We start from the raw sequence: 17,550 nt of genomic DNA, 5'->3' as shown, positions 1-17,550 counted from the left end.
GGATTTCCATGAGCGACCCCCTGCTCGTCCATTTCGAGGATCTGGAGACGGGGCAGGTCGTGCCCCTGGGGGCCTGTGCGGTCGATCCGGGGGCGCTCGACCTCTTCGTCGAGCGGTTCGCGCCCGGCTGGGACGCCGCCTATGGGGCGCCCGATGCGATGATCTACGCCCTGTGGAGCCGGTTGGCGGCCGAGAAGTCGGGCGCCTGGGCCCAGACCAAGGTCCTGGCGGTCGACGGGCTGCGTTATCTGCGCAATCCGCCGCCGGGCGAGCTGCTGCGGGGCCGGATGACCGTCATGGGCAAGGATCCGGTCGGGGACGGAAAGGGCATCGTCATCGCCCAGCACGATCTGCTGGACGAGGCCGGGCGGCTGGTCTTCTCCTGCCTGACCCGCGCCCTGTTCTCCCGCCGCTGAAATTGAAAACGCCCGCCGGTGCGACCGGCGGGCGTTCTCCTTGACGTCAGGCCGAGGCTCAGTTGACGCTGGCCGGGGCCTGGCGAAGGAAGGCCAGGGCGATCAGGCGGTCCCAGCCCAGCAGCGACACCAGATGGGCGTAGATCTGGCCCAGGGCGCCGTTGTCGCGCAGCTCGGCCAGCTTCTCGGCCGGCAGGGCCCTCAGCTTGTCTTCCGACACGGCGTAATATTCGGCCAGCTTCTGGGGCGCGCCGGGCGTGCCGTCCGGGTTGCGCGGGGTGAAGACGGCTTCACGCACGTCCAGCAGGTCCAGGTCCTGGATCAGCTTGACGAAGGCTTCGGTGCGCTGACGCTCCTGTTCGAAGTTGTTGCAGAACTCCATCGCCATATTGGTGTAGTCGCTGGGCTTGCCCTCGACGAACAGCGGGTTCTGGCCGCCCTCGGCCACGATCGAGGCGCCGCGGTCGATGCACAGGATCAGGCGCTGATTCTGCTTGTCGTCGGCGAAGACGAACGGATAGCGGCGCACATAGGCGGGGATGTAGGCGTCGGGGCGGAAGTCGCCGTCGTCCGCCACGAACAGGTTCTCGCCCTGGCGCAGCCCCATGACCACGACCGGCTGGCGGTTCTCACCGGTGAAGATCACCGGATAGGACAGGGCGGCGGCGGCGAACTCGGTCACCGTCAGCGGCACGATGTTGGTCTGGCCGACGAAGGCGTAGGGCTTGTCGGCGGCGTTGACGCCCAGCGCGCCGTGCAGGGCCGGGTCCAGCGGTTCCGGCTTCGTATAGAAGAGGACGTTGCCTTCGAGCGGCGAGTTGTTCGTATCGGTCATGAGGAGCCAGGCGCTCTTGGAGTGGAATGAGGCGGGCCTTCTAGCCCAAGCCCGCCTCAGCGGCAAACGGCCCCGATCAGGAACCGGTCAGAAGGCGTAGGAGACGCCGATCCGCAGGTTGCGCCCAGGCAGGGGCGCGATGTCCTTCAGGAAGGAGGTATGCTCGCGCGCCTCCTCGTCCGTCAGATTGTGCGCCTCGGCGAAGACGGTGACGTCCTTGTCGGCGAACGGCCGAACCGCCCCGCGCAGATTGACCAGCGTATAGGCGTCCGTGCGCAGTTCGCCTTCCGCCAGCCGGTCCTGTTCGCCGACGTGGCGCACTTCGCCGGTCAGGTCCCAAAGCGTCGAGGTCCAGGCCAGGCGGGCGGTCGCCGACCAGGGCGGAATGCGCGCGGCCGGGCCCAGGTCGGTGTCGGCGCGGACATAGTCGGCCGCCCCCTCCAGCGACAGTTTGCGATCCCCGTCCTGCCACAGGGCGTAGGCGGCCTCGGCCTCGAAGCCGTAGAAGTCCGCGTCGGTCTGGACGAAGCGATAGACGGGGAAGGTCTCGCCCTCGTCGGTGGTGAAGTCTGCGCCGGTGCGGCGTTCGTCGATGAAGCCGTCGTACCAGGCCTTGTAGAGGTGCATATCCCCGGAGAACCGGTCACGGTCGAAGTGGACCGTGCCCTCCAGCGTGGTCACCTTCTCGGTGTCCAGGCCCAGGTCGCCGGTCTCATAGGCGGCGGTGGCGACGTGGACGCCGTCGGCGAACAGTTCGACCTCGCTGGGCGCGCGTTCCGTCCGCGACAGGCTCAGCCCCAGGAACAGGCCGGCCTGGGGACGCAGGAAGGCGGCGCCGCTGGCGGACCAGTTGTCGAACTGACGCTCCACCTCGGCCGTCTCGCCCAGCGGAACGGCGCTCAGGGTGCGGCGGTCATAGCGCAGCCCGCCCTCGAAGCCGTAGCGGTCGCGGTCATAGCGCTGGACCGTGTACAGGCCCTGTTCCTCGATCTTGACGGTCGGGACGAAGGCCTCCTCGCCGATCGCCTCGAAATTGCGCTCCAGGGCCTGGACGCCGACGGCGCCGTTCCAGCCGTTCCGCTCGCGCTGGACCAGTTCGCCGCGGGTCTCCCAGCCGTCGGAGTTGAAGACGGTGCCCGGCTCGCCCGGTCCTTCGAACTCGGTGTGGGTGTAGTCGGCGTGGCCGTAGGAGGCGCGGACCTTGGCGAAGGGGCCGGCGTCGAACCGGTATTCGCCGCGGCCGTCCCAGCGCTCCTGCTCCAGATTGATGAAGACCTCCGGCTCGGCGACCGTGCCGTACTCGCTTTCGGTCTTCTTGTAGGACAGGCCGACGAAGCCCTTGTCGGCGATATAGGAGCCGCCGACGCCCCAGGCGTTCAGCTCGGACCAGGAGTTCGGCTGTTTGTCGCCCGCGCCGCGCGGCTCGCCGTCGCTGTCGGCCAGAACCTGGGACCGGGCGGGGGAGGGGATGTCATAATCGTCCGTCTTGCGGGTCACGCCGCTCAGGTTGAAGGCGAACCGGCCGGCGCCGACGGTGACATGGCCCGAGGCGCCGCGGCCGTCGTCCACGCTGGAATATTGGGTCGAGACCCGACCCTCGACCCCGCCTTCAGGCAGGGCTTCAGGGATGCGGTCGTCGATGATGTTGACCACCCCGCCGATGGCCGAGCCGCCATAGACCAGGGTGGCCGGGCCGCGCACGACCTCGATCCGATGGGCTTCGCCGGGATCGGTGGCCACGGCGTGGTCCGGCGAAACGGAGCTGGCGTCGATCTGGCCCAGGCCGTTGGTCAGCACCTGGACGCGCGGGCCGGACAGGCCCCGGATCACCGGGCGGCTGGCGCCGGGGGCGAAGTCGGTCGAGCGCACGCCCGGCAGGCCGTTGACCAGATCGCCCAGAGACGTCGCCGGGGCGATGGCCAGGGCCTGGTCGTCCAGCACGTCGGTGGCGATGGTGGTGGCGCGCTGGGTGACGCCATAGGGGGTGGCGGTGACGATGACGTCATCGACCTGGGCCGGACGGCCGGGGCCGGTCTGAGCCAGGGTCTGGGCGAGGGCGGCGCCGCCCAGGGCGCTCCAGGCGACGGCGGAAAGCAGAAGCGAGCGGGTGACGGTCTGACGCATGGACATCACTGGGGTTCAGGAGAGGAAGCGTTTCTGTTATGAGATAACATCACGGACTGCAAGCCGTGTTCTGTTGCGGCCGGGCTTATCAAGGATTAGCTGTGGCTCATGAACGCCGTCTGCGACCATGATCATCTTCATTCCGGCCTGGACGGCGCACGCCTGGACCGCGCCCTGTCCGAGGCGGAGGCGCGGGTGGTCTCGGCCGGCGAGCGCATGACCCCGCCGCGCCGCCGGGTGCTGTCGCTGCTGCTCGAGAGCGGCGAGCCGGTGAAGGCCTATGATCTGATCGCCCGGTTCGGCGAGGACGGACAGGCCGCCAAGCCGCCCACCGTCTATCGCGCGCTCGAATTCCTGGAACGCCACGGCATGGCCCATCGGATCGCTTCGATCAGCGCCTATGTCGCCTGCGCCGGCCAGGAGGTCGGGGGCAGCCATGCGGCCGCCTTTCTGATCTGCGACTGCTGCGGGGTGACGCGCGAGATCGACGGGCCGGGCCAGGACGTCATCGCCGCCGCCGGCGCCGCCGCCGGCTATGCGATCGCCCGCACCACGATCGAGGCGCACGGCCTGTGCGCCGCCTGCCGGGATGCGGCCTGATCATGGATGCGGCCCTGATGTCGCCGCCGCGCCGGCTCAGCGTCCCGATCGACAATCGATGGGGCGGGGGGCGGATGTCGGTCTTGGACTTCGGGGATCCGAAGCGTCCGGTCGATCTGATCTTCTCCCACGCCAACGGTTTCAACGCCGGCGCCTATCGCAGCCTGTTATCGCCCCTGTCGACGTCGCTGCGGATCTGGGCCCCGGACCTTCGCGGCCATGGGGCCTCTGACCTGCCGGTGTTCGCCCGGCCCAAGACCAGCTGGCGGGATCACCGCGACGATCTTCTGGCCCTGATGGAGACGATCGACGGTCCGCCGCCGGTCCTGGCGGGCCATTCCATGGGCGGGACCGCCTCCCTGCTGGCGGCGGCGGAGCGGCCGGACCGGGTCGCCAGCCTGGTTCTGCTGGACGCAGTGATCTGGCGGCGGTCCGCCATGCTGGTGTTCAACCTGCCCTTCGCCCACCGGTTTCTGTCCCGCATTCCGATCGCACGCGCCACGCTTCGCCGCCGCGCCCTGTTCGCCAGCCGCGAGGAGGCCATGGCCGCCTACCGCGGTCGGGGGGCGTTCAAGGGCTGGCCCGACATGGTGCTGGCCGACTATCTGGCCGAAGGTCTGGTGGAAGGCCCCGACGGCTTCACCCTGGCCGCCACCCCGGCCTGGGAGGCGGCCAACTACGCCGCCCAGGCGCACGATCCCTGGCGGGCGCTTCGCCTCTATCGCGGTCCAATCCGCATTCTAAAGGCGGAACACGGCGCCTTGACCCACGTGCCCTCGTCGCCGCGCGGCCTGCCGCACGTCTCGGTCGAGGTGGTGCGCGGCGGCGGCCACATGTTCCCCATGACCCACGCCGACGTGACGCGCGAAGCCCTGTTCGAAGCCGCCGTCTGAGGTCGGACGAATAATCGGGGGACAGGGCGGGCGCCGCCATGATAAGGCCGCCTTGAGCATAACCCCCGAGACGCCTCGCTTGCCCTTCTTCCACGCCGGTCCCGCGCCCCAAGGCGCCGGCCCCCGACAGGGGGCGCTTCGCGATGGGCTGATCCTGACGCCGGGGATGAAGGTCGGCCTGTTCGGCGGATCGTTCAATCCGGCCCATGAAGGCCACGCCCATGTCGCCGAGACGGCCATGCGGCGACTGGGCCTGGATCGGGTGGTCTGGCTGGTCTCGCCCCAGAACCCGTTGAAGGACGCCCGCGACAGCGCCCCCCTGGCCGAACGGATGGCCTCGGCTCAGGCCCAGATCCGGGGCCCGTCCATGATCGTCTCGGATTTCGAAAGCCGGGCCGGGGTGGTCTGGACGGTCGAGACCCTGCGCCTGCTGGTCGCCCGCCATCCGGGCGTTCATTTCGTCTGGGTCATGGGATCGGACAATCTGGCCGGCTTCCATCGCTGGCGGGGCTGGACCGACATCATGCGGCTGATGCCCGTGGCGGTGATCGCCCGGCCGGGATCGCAACTGGACAGCCGCACGGCGCCGGCGGCCGCCCGCTTCGCCGCCTTTCGCATCCCGGCGGAGCAGGCGGGCCTTCTGCCGACCCTGGCGGCCCCGGCCTGGACCTATCTGACGGCGCCCCTGAATCCCCTGTCCTCGACCGCCATCCGGGCCTCGAAGAGGCCGGACGCGGGCTCGTGATCCCGGCGCCGGTTCACGTTCGCCCCCATCCGTGCTAAGGGGCTGCTTTAGTCAATGCTCCTGGAGCCCTCCGCTGACCCCCTCGCCCGCGTATGACGCGCAAGACGCCGCCGTTTCGAACACGGCGCACGAGATGGACCCTATAGAACCTCTCCATTCCGAAGACGGATCTGAAACCGCCGCCGCATTCGGGGATTCCGTCCCCCGCCCGGTCGGATCGACTCCGCTTGAAGAAGCCCTGCTGAGCCGCCTCGACGAGGACAAGGCTCAGGACATGGTCCTGATCGACCTGAAGGGCAAAAGCGCCATGGCCGACACCATGATCGTCGCCTCCGGCCGCTCGCACCGCCACGTCGGCGCCATCGCCGACCACCTGCTGCGCACCCTGAAGGACCAGGGCCTGGGCAAGGCCAAGGTCGAGGGCCTGCCGCACTGCGACTGGGTTCTGATCGACGCCGGCGACGTGATCGTCCACCTGTTCCGCCCGGAAGTGCGGACCTTCTACAATATCGAGAAGATCTGGGCCGTGGACTCGGCCCACCGCATGGTCCGCGACTAGAGAATGAAGCTGAGCATCGTCGCCATCGGCCGACCGGGCCGGGGGCCTGAGGCGACGCTCGCCGACGACTACGCCCGGCGCGCCACCCTTGCGGGACGCGCGCTGGGCCTCGGTCCCCTCGAACTGATCGACCTGGAGGCCAGGAAGCCGGGCAAGGCGCCGGAGGCCGAGCTGATCCTGGCCGCCGCCGAGGGGGCGCACCTGATCGCCTGCGACGAACGGGGCAAAACCTATTCCTCGCGCGCCTTCGCCGACCATGTCGCCAAGCTGCGCGACCAGGGCGAACGCCGCCTGGTCTTCGCCATCGGCGGGGCGGACGGGCTGGACGAAAGCGTGCGCGCCGCCGCCGCCTCGACCCTGGCCTTCGGTCCCCAGACCTGGCCCCACGCCCTGGCCCGCGCCATGTTGGCCGAACAGCTCTATCGGGCCGTGACCATCCTGGCCGGATCGCCTTATCATCGCGACTGACATGGGCCGCGCCTCAGCACTCTCTCTCGCCCTGATGACGGGCCTGGTCCTCGCCGCCCCGGCGGCGGGGCGGCAGGCGTCTGAGAGCGAGCTGGCGCGGATCCAGGCCGACTATCGCGACGAGGCGGTGCGGGCGCGGCGTCTGCGCGCCGACGCCGAGGCCGCCAAGGCCGAACTGGCCCAGCTGGAGCGTCGGCTCGCCGCCCTGCGCGCCGACGAACGGACTGACGACCGCCAGATCGAGGATCAGAGGGCCCGGCTGAAACAGCTCAGCGAACGGGAGGCGGACCTGGTCACGGACCTGGCCCGCGAGCGCGGCGCCCAGGGACGTCTGCTCAGCGCGCTTCAGATGATGAGCCGCCGCCCGCCGCCGCCGCTTCTGGTTCCCGCCGACAAGGCGATCGACACGGTGCGCGCCTCCATCCTGTTGAAGGCCATGACGCCCGAGCTGGAGCGCCGCGCCAAGGCCCTGGCCCAGCGTCAGGCCGAGATCATGCGCATTCGCCGCCTGGCGGTCCTGTCCTCGGAACGGCTCTTGACCACCGAAAGCGCCCAGGGCGATCGCCGCGCCCGGATCGAGGGGCTGACCGCGCGCAAGACAGCCCTCACCGCCGTGCTGAACGCCGAGGCGCGCAGCGCCGAACGGGCGGCGCGGGCGCTGGAGGCCCGAATCCGCGACCTGGGCGGCGCCGTCCCCTCCGCCCAGGAGGCCGAGGCCGCCGAGGCCGAGACCGCGCGCCTGCCGGCCGGCCGCAACCGGCTCAGTGCGCCCGTGCGCGGCGCCCCGACCCAGACCTGGGGGGCTGGAACCTCGGGCTGGCGCTGGCGCGCCGACCGCGCCCCCGTCGCCGCCCCGGCCGACGCCAAGGTGGCCTACGCCGGTCCCCTGACCGGCTGGGGCCAGGTGGTGATTCTCGATCTCGGCCCCGGCTGGCGGGCGGTGATCGCCGGGCTGGAGCAGTTGGACGTCCAGGCGGACACCCGCGTCTCCGACGGCCAGACCCTGGGCCGCAGCGGGCCGGACGGCGACATCTATTTCGAACTGCGCCGGGACGAGCGCCCGATCGACCCCGGTCCCTGGCTGCGATGAGCGGCCGGATGCGCCCTCGGACGACGATTGGCCTTGCTTTCCCGCCGGACGCTGATTTTATCGGACCGACGCCGCCCAGCCACGATTTCGTCGTGTCTGTGCGGCCCTACCCTCCCAACGGGCGCCTTCCATGATCGGCCCGACCGAAAGAGACCGAATGCGTAAACTGCTCCTCGTCGGCTGCGCCGCCCTGGTTCTCGGCGGCTCGGCCGCCGTCGCCACCAGCCAGACGCCCCGCAACGAAACCTTCCGCATGCTGGAGCTGTTCGGCGACGTGGTCGGCATTGTCGAGCAGGCCTATGTGGTCCCGGTCGACAACAAGAAGCTGATCGAGGCCGCCCTGGCCGGCATGATGACGGCGCTGGATCCCCACTCCAACTATCTGCCGCCGTCCAACTATGACGAACTGCGCGAGCGGACCGAGGGACAGTATTCGGGCGTCGGCCTGACCATCACCTCCGAAGGCGGCCTGGTGAAGGTCATCTCCCCGATGGACGAAAGCCCCGCCGCCAAGGCCGGGGTTCAGGCCGGGGACGTCATCAGCGCCATCGAGGGTCAGAACGCGGCGGGCCTGACCGTCAGCCAGGTGTCGGAAAAGCTGCGCGGCGCGGCCGGCACCAGCGTGCGCGTCACCTTCCTGCGCGACGGCGAGGAGCCGCGCGAGGTGACCCTGACCCGCGAGATCATCAAGGTCCAGTCGGTCACGGGCCGGGTCGAGGGCGATTTCGGCTATCTGCGCGTCTCGACCTTCAATGAGAACACCGGCCGCGAACTGTCCGAGGCCATCGCCAAGATCAAGGCTCAGAAGCCGGGCGTGAAGGGCTATGTCCTGGACCTGCGCAACAACGGCGGCGGCCTGCTGAACGCCGCCATCGACGTGTCCGACGCCTTCCTGGAGCGCGGCGAGATCGTCAGCCAGCGGGGCAGGAAGCCCGAGCAGATCCAGCGCTATTCCGCCAAGCCCGGCGACCTGACCGGCGGCCTGCCCCTGGTGGTCCTGGTCAACTACGGCTCGGCCTCCGCCTCTGAAATCGTCGCCGGCGCCCTGAAGGACCACGAGCGGGCGACCATCGTCGGCCTGACCAGCTTCGGCAAGGGATCGGTCCAGACGGTCATCCCGCTGCGCCAGGGCCGCGACGGCGCCCTGTCGATCACCACGGCCCGCTACTACACCCCGTCCGGCGCCTCGATCCAGAAGATCGGCATCGAGCCGGACCTGGAGGTCGCCCGGTCCGAGGCCGAGGCCCGGATCGTCTCGCGTTCCAGCTTCATCTATTCCGAGGCCGCCTATGCGACGGCCCTGGACTCCTCCATCGGCGCGGAACGCAAGGGGCCGCACACGCCCCGCGAAGCGCCGGGCGAAGCCTATGACAAGGAAAAAGACTACCAGCTGCAACGCGCCCTGGACGTCCTGCGCGCCGGCGGCGACCTGTCGAAACTGTCCGCCCCGCCGGAGGGGATTGTCGTGACCGAGCCGGGTTCGGAACCGAAGACGGACGAAACCCCGGCCGAGACGCCCGAGGAGCCGTGAGGAGCCGCGCTCCTTTCTCTTTCGTCATCCCCCGGCAAGCCGCGTCCTCGCGGCGCAGACCGGGGGAGCCAGCGGCGCCGAAGGCGAAATCTCTCCGTCGCAGGATGCCGGAACGTCTCGTCCGCAACAGGTTCGCGCTCGCGCGCGCCGCTGGGTCCCCCGGTTCCGCTTCGCGTCCCGGAGGATGACGAAAGAAGGGGAGGTCGTAGGATTCGACATTCCCCGAGTTTTCCTTCATAAGCCGCCACTTCCGACGCAAGTGAACCTCGCGTCTCCACCGGGACGACAGCTTTTCTGTTGTGCTATCGCGCTTAGCGCTACTTGAGCACGGCCCTTTCGGGCTCAAGCAGGCCGAAGGCCGGTAGCCCCAAGGAAAGAACGAGCCCGGCGAGAACCCTCCGCCGACGTGATCGTCGCCGGGGGTCGTTGTCGTATGGAGCCGTTTCACCTGCGCCACATGAGGTAGTGAATGTTCGAGGCTCTGAACGAGCGGCTGACAGGCGTCTTCGACCGGATCACCGGCCGCGGCGCCCTGTCCGAAAAGGATGTCGCCGAGGCGATGCGCGAGGTGCGCGTGGCCCTGCTCGAGGCCGACGTCGCCCTGCCGGTCGTCAAGGAATTCATCGCCTTCGCCACCGAGCGCGCGACGGGCGAAGAGGTCATCCGTTCGGTCAAGCCGGCCGATCAGGTGGTCAAGATCGTCTATGACGGCCTGATCGAAATGCTGGGCGGCGAAGAGCCGGTCCCGCTGAACACCAACGCCACTCCGCCCGCCGTGGTGCTGATGGCCGGCCTTCAGGGCTCGGGCAAGACCACGACCTCGGCCAAGCTGGCGCTGCGCCTGACCAAGTTCGATCGCAAGAAGGTCATGATGGCCTCGCTGGACACCCGCCGTCCGGCGGCGATGGAACAGCTGGCCACGCTCGGCAAACAGATCGAGGTCGCGACCCTGCCCATCGTCGCGGGCGAGAGCGCGGTCCAGATCACCCGCCGGGCCCTGCAGTCCGCCAAGCTTCAGGGCTTCGACGTCCTGATCCTCGACACCGCCGGCCGCATCACCCTGGACGAAGGGCTGATGAACGAGGTGGCCGAGGTCGCCGACATCGCCAAGCCGGTCGAGACCCTGCTGGTCGCCGACAGCCTGACCGGCCAGGACGCCGTCCGCACCGCCAAGGCCTTCCACGAACGCCTGCCCCTGACCGGCCTGGTCCTGACCCGCGCCGACGGCGACGGCCGCGGCGGCGCCATGCTGTCGATGCGCGCCGTCACCGGCCTGCCGATCAAATATCTGGGCGCCGGCGAAAAGGTCGATGCGCTGGACGTCTTCGACGCCCGCCGCGTCGCCGGCCGCATCCTGGGCCAGGGGGACATCGTCGCCCTGGTCGAAAAGGCCGCCCAGGACCTGGACCAGGCCAAGGCCGAAAAGATGGCCAGGAAGCTGGCCAAGGGCCAGTTCGACCTGGATGATCTCGCCGGTCAGCTTCAGCAGATGAAGCGGATGGGCGGGCTTCAGGGCATCATGGGCATGCTGCCCGGCGTGGCCAAGATGAAGGCCCAGATGGCCGACAGCGGCGTCGACGACAAAATGATCCTGCGCCAGGAAGCCATCATCTCCTCGATGACCAAGGCCGAGCGCAAGAAGCCGGACCTCCTGAACGCCAGCCGCAAGAAACGCATCGCCGCCGGCGCCGGGGTCGAGGTCCAGGACGTCAACCGCGTCCTGAAACAGCACCGCCAGATGGCCGACATGGTCAAACAGATGGCGCGCGGCGGTCCCAAGAAGATGCAGCAGATGGCCGCCATGCTGGGCGGTCTCGGCGGCGGCGGGGGCATCCCCGGCATGGGCGGCGGCCCCGATCTGAACCGACTGAAGGCCCTGGGCGGCGGCAAGATGGCCGAGCCCTCGGCCGACGAATTGAAAGCCATTCAGGACCGCCTGGCGGGTCTGGGCGGCGGACAACTGCCGGGGGGGCTTCCGGGCCTGCCTGGCCTTCCCAAGAAATAACGACTTCCTAGAAAGAGACTTGAAATGCTGAAGATTCGTCTGGCCCGCGGCGGCGCCAAGAAGCGCCCCTACTACCACATCGTCGTCGCCGATTCGCACGCCCCGCGCGACGGCAAGTTCATCGAGAAGGTCGGCTCCTACAACCCGATGCTGCCCAAGGACGGCGCCCAGCCGCGCGTCGCCCTGAAGGTCGAGCGGATCGCCGAATGGCTCGGCAAGGGCGCCCAGCCGACCGACCGCGTCGCCCGCTTCCTGTCGCAGGACGAGACCCTGGGCGCCAAGGTGAAGTGGTCGCAGGGCAACAACCCGAACAAGGGCGCCCCCGGCAAGAAGGCGCAGGAGCGCGCCGCCGAACGCGCCCAGCGCGAAGCCGACCGCCTGGAAGCCGAAGCCGCCGCCAAGGCCGAGGCCGCCGAAGCCGCCGCCCGCGCCAAGGAAGAGGCCGAAGCCGCCAAGAACGCTCCGGCTGCTGAAGAGGCTCCGGCCGCCGAAGCCGCCGCTGAAGAAGCTCCGGCTGCCGAAGAGACCACCGAGGCCTAAGGCCTTCGGTCTCGACATGATCAAGGCGGCGTCCTGCGACGCCGCCTTTTTCATGCGCTATCAAACCCTCTCCCGCTTGCGGGAGAGGTGGCCCGGCGATCGGCGCAGCCGATCCAGGGTCGGAGAGGGGAGTGTTCTTCCAAGGAAGAGGACTTCCCCCATCGTCAGGCGTGCCGCTTCGCGTCACGACCTGACACTTCCCCCGCAAGCGGGGGAAGATCTAGGACGACGGACCCAGACCATGACCCAGGAAAGAAGGCTCATCCTCGTCGGCCAGATCGGCGGCGGTTTCGGGGTGCGGGGCGAGGTGCGGGTGACCGCCTTCACCGCCGATCCCCGGGCCCTGACCGCCTATGGTCCGCTGCTGCGCGCAGACGGCACGGTGGCCCTGACCCTGACCTCGACCCGGCCCGACAAGAACGGCGTCGTCGGCCGGGCCAAGGAGGTCGCCACCAAGGAACAGGCCGACGCCCTGCGCGGCCTGAAACTCTACGTCCCCCGCGACCGCTTCCCCGAGCCGGAGGAGGACGAATTCTATCTCGCCGACCTGATCGGCCTGGAGGTCCGCGACATCGCCGGCGCCGTCATGGGCTCGGTCAAGTCGGTTCAGAATTTCGGCGCCGACGACATGCTGGAGATCGCCCCCGCGACCGGCGGCCCGACCTGGTATCTGCCCTTCACCAAGGAAGCGACGCCCGAGCTGCGGCTTTCCGAAGGCTGGCTGACCGCCGTGCCCCCGACCGAAGTCGGCGAGCGCGAGCCGGACTGAGGTATTCGCGCCCAAGGGTGTTGCGAATGGCGCGGCGGGCGCCGACATAGGCCTATCGCAAAGCCGAGGCCTCTCCATGACCGACCTGTCCGCCTTCCCGATCACCACCCGCTGGCCGGCCCAGCATCCCGATCGGCTGCAGCTCTATTCCCTGCCCACGCCCAATGGGGTGAAGGTCTCCATCATGCTGGAGGAGATCGGCCTGGCCTATGAGCCGCACCTGATCGACATCATGGCCAATGAGACCTGGGGGCCGGAGTATCTGTCGCTGAACCCCAACGGCAAGATCCCGGCGATCCTCGATCCCAACGGCCCGGGCGGTCAGCCTCTGGCCTTGTTCGAATCCGGCGCCATCCTGATCTATCTGGCGGAAAAGACAGGCAAACTGCTCTCGAGCGATCCCGCCACACGGTACGAGACGATCCAGTGGATCATGTTCCAGATGGGGGCGATCGGCCCCATGTTCGGCCAGCTGGGCTTCTTCCACAAGTTCGCGGGCAAGGACTATGAGGACAAGCGTCCGCGCGACCGCTACGTCGCCGAGAGCCGCCGCCTGCTGGGCGTGCTGGAGACGCGGCTGGAAGGTCGGGACTGGCTGGTGGGCGACTATTCCATCGCCGATGTCGCCACCCTCGGCTGGGTTCGCAATCTGATCGGCTTCTATGAGGCGGGCGAGATCGTGGGCTTCAAGGACTTCCCCCGCGTCGCAGCCTGGCTGGAGCGCGGCCTGGCCCGTCCTGCGGTGCAGCGCGGTCTGAACATCCCAGCGCGGAACTAGGCGCGACGGAGCAGGCGGCCCGCGCCCAGGGCCGCAAATCCGACGACCAGCCCCCAGAAGGCCGATCCCACCCCGAACAGGGCCAGGCCCGAGGCCGTCGCCGCAAAGGTCAGGACGGCGGCCTCGCGCGAGGGCGCCTCGGCCGTCAGGCTCTGCAAGGCGCCGGTCAGGGGGGCGATCAGGGCCAGTCCCGTCACAGCCGCCAGCACTGCCGGGGGCATGGCGATGAACAGGCCCGCCAGCGGCGCGGCGAACAGGGCCACGATGAGGTAGAAGCCCCCGTAGATCACCCCGACGATCCAGCGTCGGCCCGCATCCGGATGGGCGTCAGGGCCGGTGCAGATCGCCGCCGTGATGGCCGCCAGATTGACCCCATGGGCTCCAAAGGGCGCGGCGATCAGGCTGGCGATCCCGGTCGACAGAATCAGCCGATTGGCCGGCGGCGGATAGCCTGCGCTCTGCAACACGACCAGCCCCGGCAGATTCTGCGCCGCCAGGGTCACCAGAAACAGCGGAAAGCCCAGACTGACCGCCGCCTTCCAGTCGAAGGCGGGGGCGACGGGCTCCAGATGTCCGAACAGGCTGGTTCCCGCAGGAAGCGCCAACTGCCCCCGCATCGCCAGCACCGCAAACGCCGCCGCCAGAACGGCGGGCAGGGCCCAGGTCGGCCAGAGCCGCCGGAAGACCAGAAAGACCGCGATCAGGCCCACGACTAGAACCGCCTCGTCCGGCACGACCTTGAACAGTCGCATCACGAAGGGCAGCAGCACGCCCGCCAGCATGGCCGAGGCGATCGCCGACGGGATTCGCCCCGCCAGCCGTCCCAGGGCCGGGATCAGGCCGGTCAGGATCATCAGGGCGGCGGAAATGACGAAGGCGCCGACCGCCGTCGCCCACGACAGCCCCAGCGTCGAAGCGGCCAGCAGGGCTGCGCCCGGCGTCGACCAGGCCAGGACGACGGGTATCTTCAGCCGCCAGCTCAAGAGGGCGCCGGGAACGCCGATGGCCAGGCACAGCGCCGTGACCATGGAGCCGATCTGCCCGGCGTCCGTGCCCAAGGCCTGTCCCGCCTGCACCACCAAGGCCACGGTCCCGCCGAAGCCGATCACTGTGGCGACGGCGGCCGATGAAAAGGCGGAGGCGGGCGGGGGGCGCATGGAAAAGGCCGGAGCAGTCATGCCCCGGCCTTAAACCTTCGCCGCAGATGGCGGAAGCGGGTTCAGCCCTCGATGTCTTCCGGCAGGCCCACGGCATGGAAGCCGGCGTCGACGTGGACGACCTCGCCCGTGGTCGAACGCCCCAGGTCCGAGCACAGCCACAGGGCCGCGCCGGCGACGCCCTCCATCGAGGTCTCTTCCTTGATCAGCGAGAACTGGGCGCTCTTGGAGTGCAGGCCGCGCCCACCCGAAATGCCGGCCAGCGACAGGGTGCGCATGGCCCCGGCCGAGATGGCGTTGACGCGGATGTTCTTGGGGCCCAGGTCGCGGGCGATATAGCGGGTCGCCGCCTCCAGCGCCGCCTTGGCCACGCCCATGGTGTTGTAGTTCGGAATGACCCGTTCCGACCCCAGATAGGTCAGGGTGATCAGGCTGCCGCCGTTCGGCATCAACTTGGCGGCGCGACGCGACACGTCCACGAAGCTGAAGGCCGAGATGTTCAGGGCCAGAAGGAAGCTGTCGCGCGTGGTGTTGTCCACGAAGCTGCCCTTCAACTCGTCCTTGTTGGCGAAGGCCACCGAGTGGACGACGAAGTCGATCGTGCCGAAGGTCTTTTCCAGCTCGGCGAAGGCGGCGTCCATAGAGGCGTCGTCGGTGACGTCGGCCGGGATCAGCAGCTTGGCGCCGACGCTCTCGGCCAGAGGGCGCACGCGCCGCTCCAGGCTCTCGCCCAGATAGGTGAAGGCCAGTTCGGCGCCCTGCGCCGCCAGCTGCGAGGCGATGCCCCAGGCGATCGAACTCGAATTGGCCACCCCCATGATCAGGCCCTTCTTGCCCTTCATGAGGTCGCCGGTCGGCATGTCCCAGCCTTCGGATGTGGCCATGGTTCGTCTCCTGATGATTTGCCGGGAGGGTTAGCAGGGGTGGGCGCGAACCGGAACCCCTGCCGCCTTCCCTTGCGTCACAGCAGGGCCGAAACCGCCGCCCGCGCAGCCTCGCCCAGGTCTGGGCGCTTCAGGGCCAGGGCGACGTTTGCGCGCAACAGGCCGATCTTGTCGCCGCAGTCGTGGGTCACGCCTTCGTATTCGACGGCGGTGAAGACCTGGGTCGCCATCAGTCGGGCCATGGCGTCGGTCAGCTGGATCTCATTGCCGGCGCCGCGTTCCTGGGTGGCCAGCAGGTCGAAGATTTCCGGCTGCAGGATGTAGCGGCCCGAGATCGACAGGTTCGACGGCGCCGTCCCTTGGGCCGGCTTCTCGACCATGCCCTTCATGGTGATTCGGCGGCCGTCACGGCCGGCCGGATCGACGATGCCGTATTTGTGGGTCTCGCTCTCGGGCACGGCTTCGACGCCGATCAGATTGCCGCCGACCTCCTCGTAGGCCTCCAGCAACTGCTTCAAGGCGCCGGGTTGTCCATCCACGATCACGTCGGGCAGAAGGACGGCGAAAGGCTCATGCCCGATGATGTCGCGGGCGCACCAGACCGCATGGCCCAGCCCCTTGGGCTGCATCTGGCGGGTGAAGCTCATCTCGCCGGCCGAGGCCAGTTCGGCGTTCATCATTTCCAGGATGTCGGTTTTGCCCTTGGCCTGCAGTTGAGCCTCAAGCTCGATCTGGTGATCGAAATAGTCCTCGATCGCCCCCTTGGAGCGGCCAGTGACGAAGACGATGTGCTCGATCCCCGCCTCTCGGGCTTCTTCGACGATGTAGGAGAGGATCGGCCGATCGACGACGTTCAGCAGTTCCTTGGGGGTCGTCTTGGTGCCGGGCAGAACCCGGGTGCCGAGGCCCGCGACGGGCAGAACGGCCTTGCGCAGACGCGCGGGCGTGGTGGTCATCAATGAATCCTGACAGCTATCCCGCCCCTCTTAGCCGGTGCGGGCCGGCGAAAGAAGGGGCGGGACGGCGGTCGGTTCCGCCTCAGCCGGCGGGACGCTGCATCGGGGTCAGGGCCGTAGCCGCAGCGCGCTGGGCCTGCAGCTGGTCTTCCGGCAGCGGGATCAGGCCGCGGTCGGCCAGATAGCCGCCCTTGCCCGCGGCGCCTTCCGACAGGAACTCCTGTACGAATTGCTGCAGGCCGGGGATGACGCCGATGTGGGCCTTCTTCACATAGATGTAGAGGCTGCGCGACAGCGGATATTCCCCGCTGGCGATGGTTTCGGCATTGGGCGTGACGCCGTCGATGGTCTCGGGCTTCACCGTGTCCAGGTTCTGTTCCAGGAAGGAATAGCCGAACACGCCCAGCGATCCGGGGGTGCGGCTCAGGGTCTGGACGATGGCGTTGTCGTTCTCGCCCGAGTCGATCCAGGCGCCGTCTTCACGCAGGGTGTGGGCCAGGGCTTCGAACCGGTTCTTGTCGGCCTTTTCCACGGCGGCGGTCGCAGGAACCAGCTTGGCGCCGGGGGTCATGCCCAGCTCCAGGAAGGCGTCGCGCGTGCCGGAGGTGGGCGGCGGGCCATAGACCTGGATGCGCTGGTTCGGCAGGCCCTTGTTGACCTCGTTCCAAGTCTTGGCCGGGTTGGCGACGAACTGACCGTCGGCGCCCGGCACTTCCTTGGCCAGGCCTTCATACAGGTCGTTCAGTTCGAAGTTGAAGCTGTTTCCGTTGCGGGCGGTGGCGATGACGATGCCGTCGAAGCCGATCTTCAGCTCGATGATGTCGGTCACGCCGTTCTTCTGGCACAGGTCGAACTCGGACGCCTTCATCGGGCGCGAGGCGTTGGCGATGTCGGGCGTGGTCGGGCCGACGCCCTGGCAGAAGGCCTGAATGCCGCCGCCGGTGCCCAGGGATTCAACGCGGGGCGCGGCGCCGCCGGAGGTGCGGGCGAAGTTCTCAGCCACGCGGGTGGCGAAGGGGAAGACGGTCGAGGAGCCGGCCGCCCAGATGCCGGAGCGGGCGCTGGAGGCGCCGCCGCCGGTTCCGCCGTCGCCGCAGGCCGCCAGGGCCAGAAGGGCGGCGGCCGCCGTCGTCAGTTTCAGTGTGCGGATCATCGTGCGCTCTCCCTGAGCATCGGTTTGGCGACGGTTAGACCAGAGGA

18 protein-coding genes are annotated in these 17,550 nt (G+C 68.9%); 12 read left to right on the top strand and 6 right to left on the bottom strand.

The window, feature by feature from the left end:
* The first annotated feature begins 8 nt into the window (after positions 1 to 8).
* On the top strand, positions 9 to 416 hold the full coding sequence (locus BSP_RS00890) for an acyl dehydratase (protein WP_152948984.1): 408 nt from the start codon (positions 9 to 11) through the stop codon (positions 414 to 416).
* Positions 417 to 474: 58 nt separating this feature from the next.
* Here BSP_RS00890 and BSP_RS00885 read toward each other — a convergent pair whose 3' ends face one another.
* Together BSP_RS00885 and BSP_RS00880 are read right to left on the bottom strand one after the other, a co-directional pair.
* The gene (locus BSP_RS00885; protein ID WP_152948983.1) at positions 475 to 1,251 is read right to left on the bottom strand and encodes a SapC family protein; all 777 of its coding nucleotides are present in this window, start codon (positions 1,249 to 1,251) and stop codon (positions 475 to 477) included.
* An 87-nt stretch (positions 1,252 to 1,338) separates the two neighbouring features.
* Positions 1,339 to 3,381: a TonB-dependent receptor gene (locus tag BSP_RS00880; protein WP_152948982.1), complete on the bottom strand. Its 2,043-nt coding sequence runs from the start codon at positions 3,379 to 3,381 to the stop codon at positions 1,339 to 1,341.
* A gap of 102 nt (positions 3,382 to 3,483) precedes the next feature.
* Between BSP_RS00880 and BSP_RS00875 the strand changes: the two genes are divergently transcribed.
* The 11 genes from BSP_RS00875 to BSP_RS00825 all read left to right on the top strand — a co-directional run bounded on the left by BSP_RS00875 (position 3,484) and on the right by BSP_RS00825 (position 13,353).
* Positions 3,484 to 3,975, top strand: a complete 492-nt coding sequence (locus BSP_RS00875) for a Fur family transcriptional regulator (RefSeq protein ID WP_054764050.1) — start codon at positions 3,484 to 3,486, stop codon at positions 3,973 to 3,975.
* A gap of 2 nt (positions 3,976 to 3,977) precedes the next feature.
* Complete coding sequence (locus tag BSP_RS00870; protein WP_370513381.1) at positions 3,978 to 4,868, top strand: alpha/beta fold hydrolase; 891 nt, start codon at positions 3,978 to 3,980, stop codon at positions 4,866 to 4,868.
* A 52-nt stretch (positions 4,869 to 4,920) separates the two neighbouring features.
* Positions 4,921 to 5,613 (top strand): nicotinate-nucleotide adenylyltransferase, encoded by a 693-nt coding sequence (locus BSP_RS00865; protein ID WP_370513366.1) that lies wholly within the window; start codon positions 4,921 to 4,923, stop codon positions 5,611 to 5,613.
* Positions 5,614 to 5,746: 133 nt separating this feature from the next.
* A complete protein-coding gene (gene rsfS / locus BSP_RS00860; RefSeq protein WP_152948981.1) occupies positions 5,747 to 6,172 on the top strand; it encodes a ribosome silencing factor in 426 nt (141 codons plus the stop codon).
* 3 nt (positions 6,173 to 6,175) lie between these two features.
* On the top strand, positions 6,176 to 6,640 hold the full coding sequence (gene rlmH, locus BSP_RS00855; RefSeq protein ID WP_152948980.1) for a 23S rRNA (pseudouridine(1915)-N(3))-methyltransferase RlmH: 465 nt from the start codon (positions 6,176 to 6,178) through the stop codon (positions 6,638 to 6,640).
* A 1-nt stretch (position 6,641) separates the two neighbouring features.
* On the top strand, positions 6,642 to 7,730 hold the full coding sequence (locus BSP_RS00850) for a murein hydrolase activator EnvC (protein WP_152948979.1): 1,089 nt from the start codon (positions 6,642 to 6,644) through the stop codon (positions 7,728 to 7,730).
* A 157-nt stretch (positions 7,731 to 7,887) separates the two neighbouring features.
* A complete protein-coding gene (locus BSP_RS00845) occupies positions 7,888 to 9,261 on the top strand; it encodes a S41 family peptidase (RefSeq protein WP_152948978.1) in 1,374 nt (457 codons plus the stop codon).
* Positions 9,262 to 9,730: 469 nt separating this feature from the next.
* Complete coding sequence (gene ffh, locus BSP_RS00840) at positions 9,731 to 11,266, top strand: signal recognition particle protein (RefSeq protein ID WP_152948977.1); 1,536 nt, start codon at positions 9,731 to 9,733, stop codon at positions 11,264 to 11,266.
* A 24-nt stretch (positions 11,267 to 11,290) separates the two neighbouring features.
* Positions 11,291 to 11,806 carry a 30S ribosomal protein S16 gene (gene rpsP / locus BSP_RS00835; RefSeq protein WP_054764044.1) on the top strand — a complete coding sequence of 172 codons (516 nt, stop codon included), beginning with the start codon at positions 11,291 to 11,293 and terminating at the stop codon, positions 11,804 to 11,806.
* 241 nt (positions 11,807 to 12,047) lie between these two features.
* The gene (rimM, locus tag BSP_RS00830; RefSeq protein ID WP_152948976.1) at positions 12,048 to 12,575 is read left to right on the top strand and encodes a ribosome maturation factor RimM; all 528 of its coding nucleotides are present in this window, start codon (positions 12,048 to 12,050) and stop codon (positions 12,573 to 12,575) included.
* A 76-nt stretch (positions 12,576 to 12,651) separates the two neighbouring features.
* The gene (locus tag BSP_RS00825; RefSeq protein WP_152948975.1) at positions 12,652 to 13,353 is read left to right on the top strand and encodes a glutathione binding-like protein; all 702 of its coding nucleotides are present in this window, start codon (positions 12,652 to 12,654) and stop codon (positions 13,351 to 13,353) included.
* On the opposite strand, the gene BSP_RS00820 is transcribed toward BSP_RS00825, so the two are convergent.
* The 4 genes from BSP_RS00820 to BSP_RS00805 all read right to left on the bottom strand — a co-directional run bounded on the left by BSP_RS00820 (position 13,350) and on the right by BSP_RS00805 (position 17,503).
* Entirely contained in the window at positions 13,350 to 14,510 is a 1,161-nt protein-coding gene (locus BSP_RS00820) for a benzoate/H(+) symporter BenE family transporter (protein ID WP_152948974.1), read from the bottom strand. The two genes, BSP_RS00825 and BSP_RS00820, sit on opposite strands and share 4 nt — an antisense overlap.
* 62 nt (positions 14,511 to 14,572) lie before the next feature.
* Positions 14,573 to 15,370 carry an enoyl-ACP reductase gene (locus tag BSP_RS00815; protein WP_166622031.1) on the bottom strand — a complete coding sequence of 266 codons (798 nt, stop codon included), beginning with the start codon at positions 15,368 to 15,370 and terminating at the stop codon, positions 14,573 to 14,575.
* Positions 15,371 to 15,471: 101 nt separating this feature from the next.
* Positions 15,472 to 16,350: a UTP--glucose-1-phosphate uridylyltransferase GalU gene (galU, locus tag BSP_RS00810; protein WP_152948972.1), complete on the bottom strand. Its 879-nt coding sequence runs from the start codon at positions 16,348 to 16,350 to the stop codon at positions 15,472 to 15,474.
* An 82-nt stretch (positions 16,351 to 16,432) separates the two neighbouring features.
* Positions 16,433 to 17,503 carry a substrate-binding domain-containing protein gene (locus BSP_RS00805; RefSeq protein ID WP_152948971.1) on the bottom strand — a complete coding sequence of 357 codons (1,071 nt, stop codon included), beginning with the start codon at positions 17,501 to 17,503 and terminating at the stop codon, positions 16,433 to 16,435.
* Between the last annotated feature and the right edge of the window lie 47 nt (positions 17,504 to 17,550).

Source organism: Brevundimonas sp. Bb-A, from assembly GCF_009394735.1.
GTDB classification, from domain to species: domain Bacteria; phylum Pseudomonadota; class Alphaproteobacteria; order Caulobacterales; family Caulobacteraceae; genus Brevundimonas; species Brevundimonas aurantiaca.
This window is presented reverse-complemented; position numbering and strand designations above follow the sequence as displayed.

Excerpts from the sequence above, each read along its gene's own strand:
- BSP_RS00890 (WP_152948984.1), top strand. The coding sequence starts at position 9 with ATGAGCGACCCCCTGCTCGTCCATTTCGAGGATCTGGAGACGGGGCAG.
- BSP_RS00885 (WP_152948983.1), bottom strand. The coding sequence starts at position 1,251 with ATGACCGATACGAACAACTCGCCGCTCGAAGGCAACGTCCTCTTCTAT.
- BSP_RS00880 (WP_152948982.1), bottom strand. The coding sequence starts at position 3,381 with ATGTCCATGCGTCAGACCGTCACCCGCTCGCTTCTGCTTTCCGCCGTC.
- BSP_RS00875 (WP_054764050.1), top strand. The coding sequence starts at position 3,484 with ATGAACGCCGTCTGCGACCATGATCATCTTCATTCCGGCCTGGACGGC.
- BSP_RS00870 (WP_370513381.1), top strand. The coding sequence starts at position 3,978 with ATGGATGCGGCCCTGATGTCGCCGCCGCGCCGGCTCAGCGTCCCGATC.
- rsfS (WP_152948981.1), top strand. The coding sequence starts at position 5,747 with ATGGACCCTATAGAACCTCTCCATTCCGAAGACGGATCTGAAACCGCC.
- rlmH (WP_152948980.1), top strand. The coding sequence starts at position 6,176 with ATGAAGCTGAGCATCGTCGCCATCGGCCGACCGGGCCGGGGGCCTGAG.
- BSP_RS00850 (WP_152948979.1), top strand. The coding sequence starts at position 6,642 with ATGGGCCGCGCCTCAGCACTCTCTCTCGCCCTGATGACGGGCCTGGTC.
- BSP_RS00845 (WP_152948978.1), top strand. The coding sequence starts at position 7,888 with ATGCGTAAACTGCTCCTCGTCGGCTGCGCCGCCCTGGTTCTCGGCGGC.
- ffh (WP_152948977.1), top strand. The coding sequence starts at position 9,731 with ATGTTCGAGGCTCTGAACGAGCGGCTGACAGGCGTCTTCGACCGGATC.
- rpsP (WP_054764044.1), top strand. The coding sequence starts at position 11,291 with ATGCTGAAGATTCGTCTGGCCCGCGGCGGCGCCAAGAAGCGCCCCTAC.
- rimM (WP_152948976.1), top strand. The coding sequence starts at position 12,048 with ATGACCCAGGAAAGAAGGCTCATCCTCGTCGGCCAGATCGGCGGCGGT.
- BSP_RS00825 (WP_152948975.1), top strand. The coding sequence starts at position 12,652 with ATGACCGACCTGTCCGCCTTCCCGATCACCACCCGCTGGCCGGCCCAG.
- BSP_RS00820 (WP_152948974.1), bottom strand. The coding sequence starts at position 14,510 with ATGCGCCCCCCGCCCGCCTCCGCCTTTTCATCGGCCGCCGTCGCCACA.
- BSP_RS00815 (WP_166622031.1), bottom strand. The coding sequence starts at position 15,370 with ATGCCGACCGGCGACCTCATGAAGGGCAAGAAGGGCCTGATCATGGGG.
- galU (WP_152948972.1), bottom strand. The coding sequence starts at position 16,350 with ATGACCACCACGCCCGCGCGTCTGCGCAAGGCCGTTCTGCCCGTCGCG.
- BSP_RS00805 (WP_152948971.1), bottom strand. The coding sequence starts at position 17,503 with ATGATCCGCACACTGAAACTGACGACGGCGGCCGCCGCCCTTCTGGCC.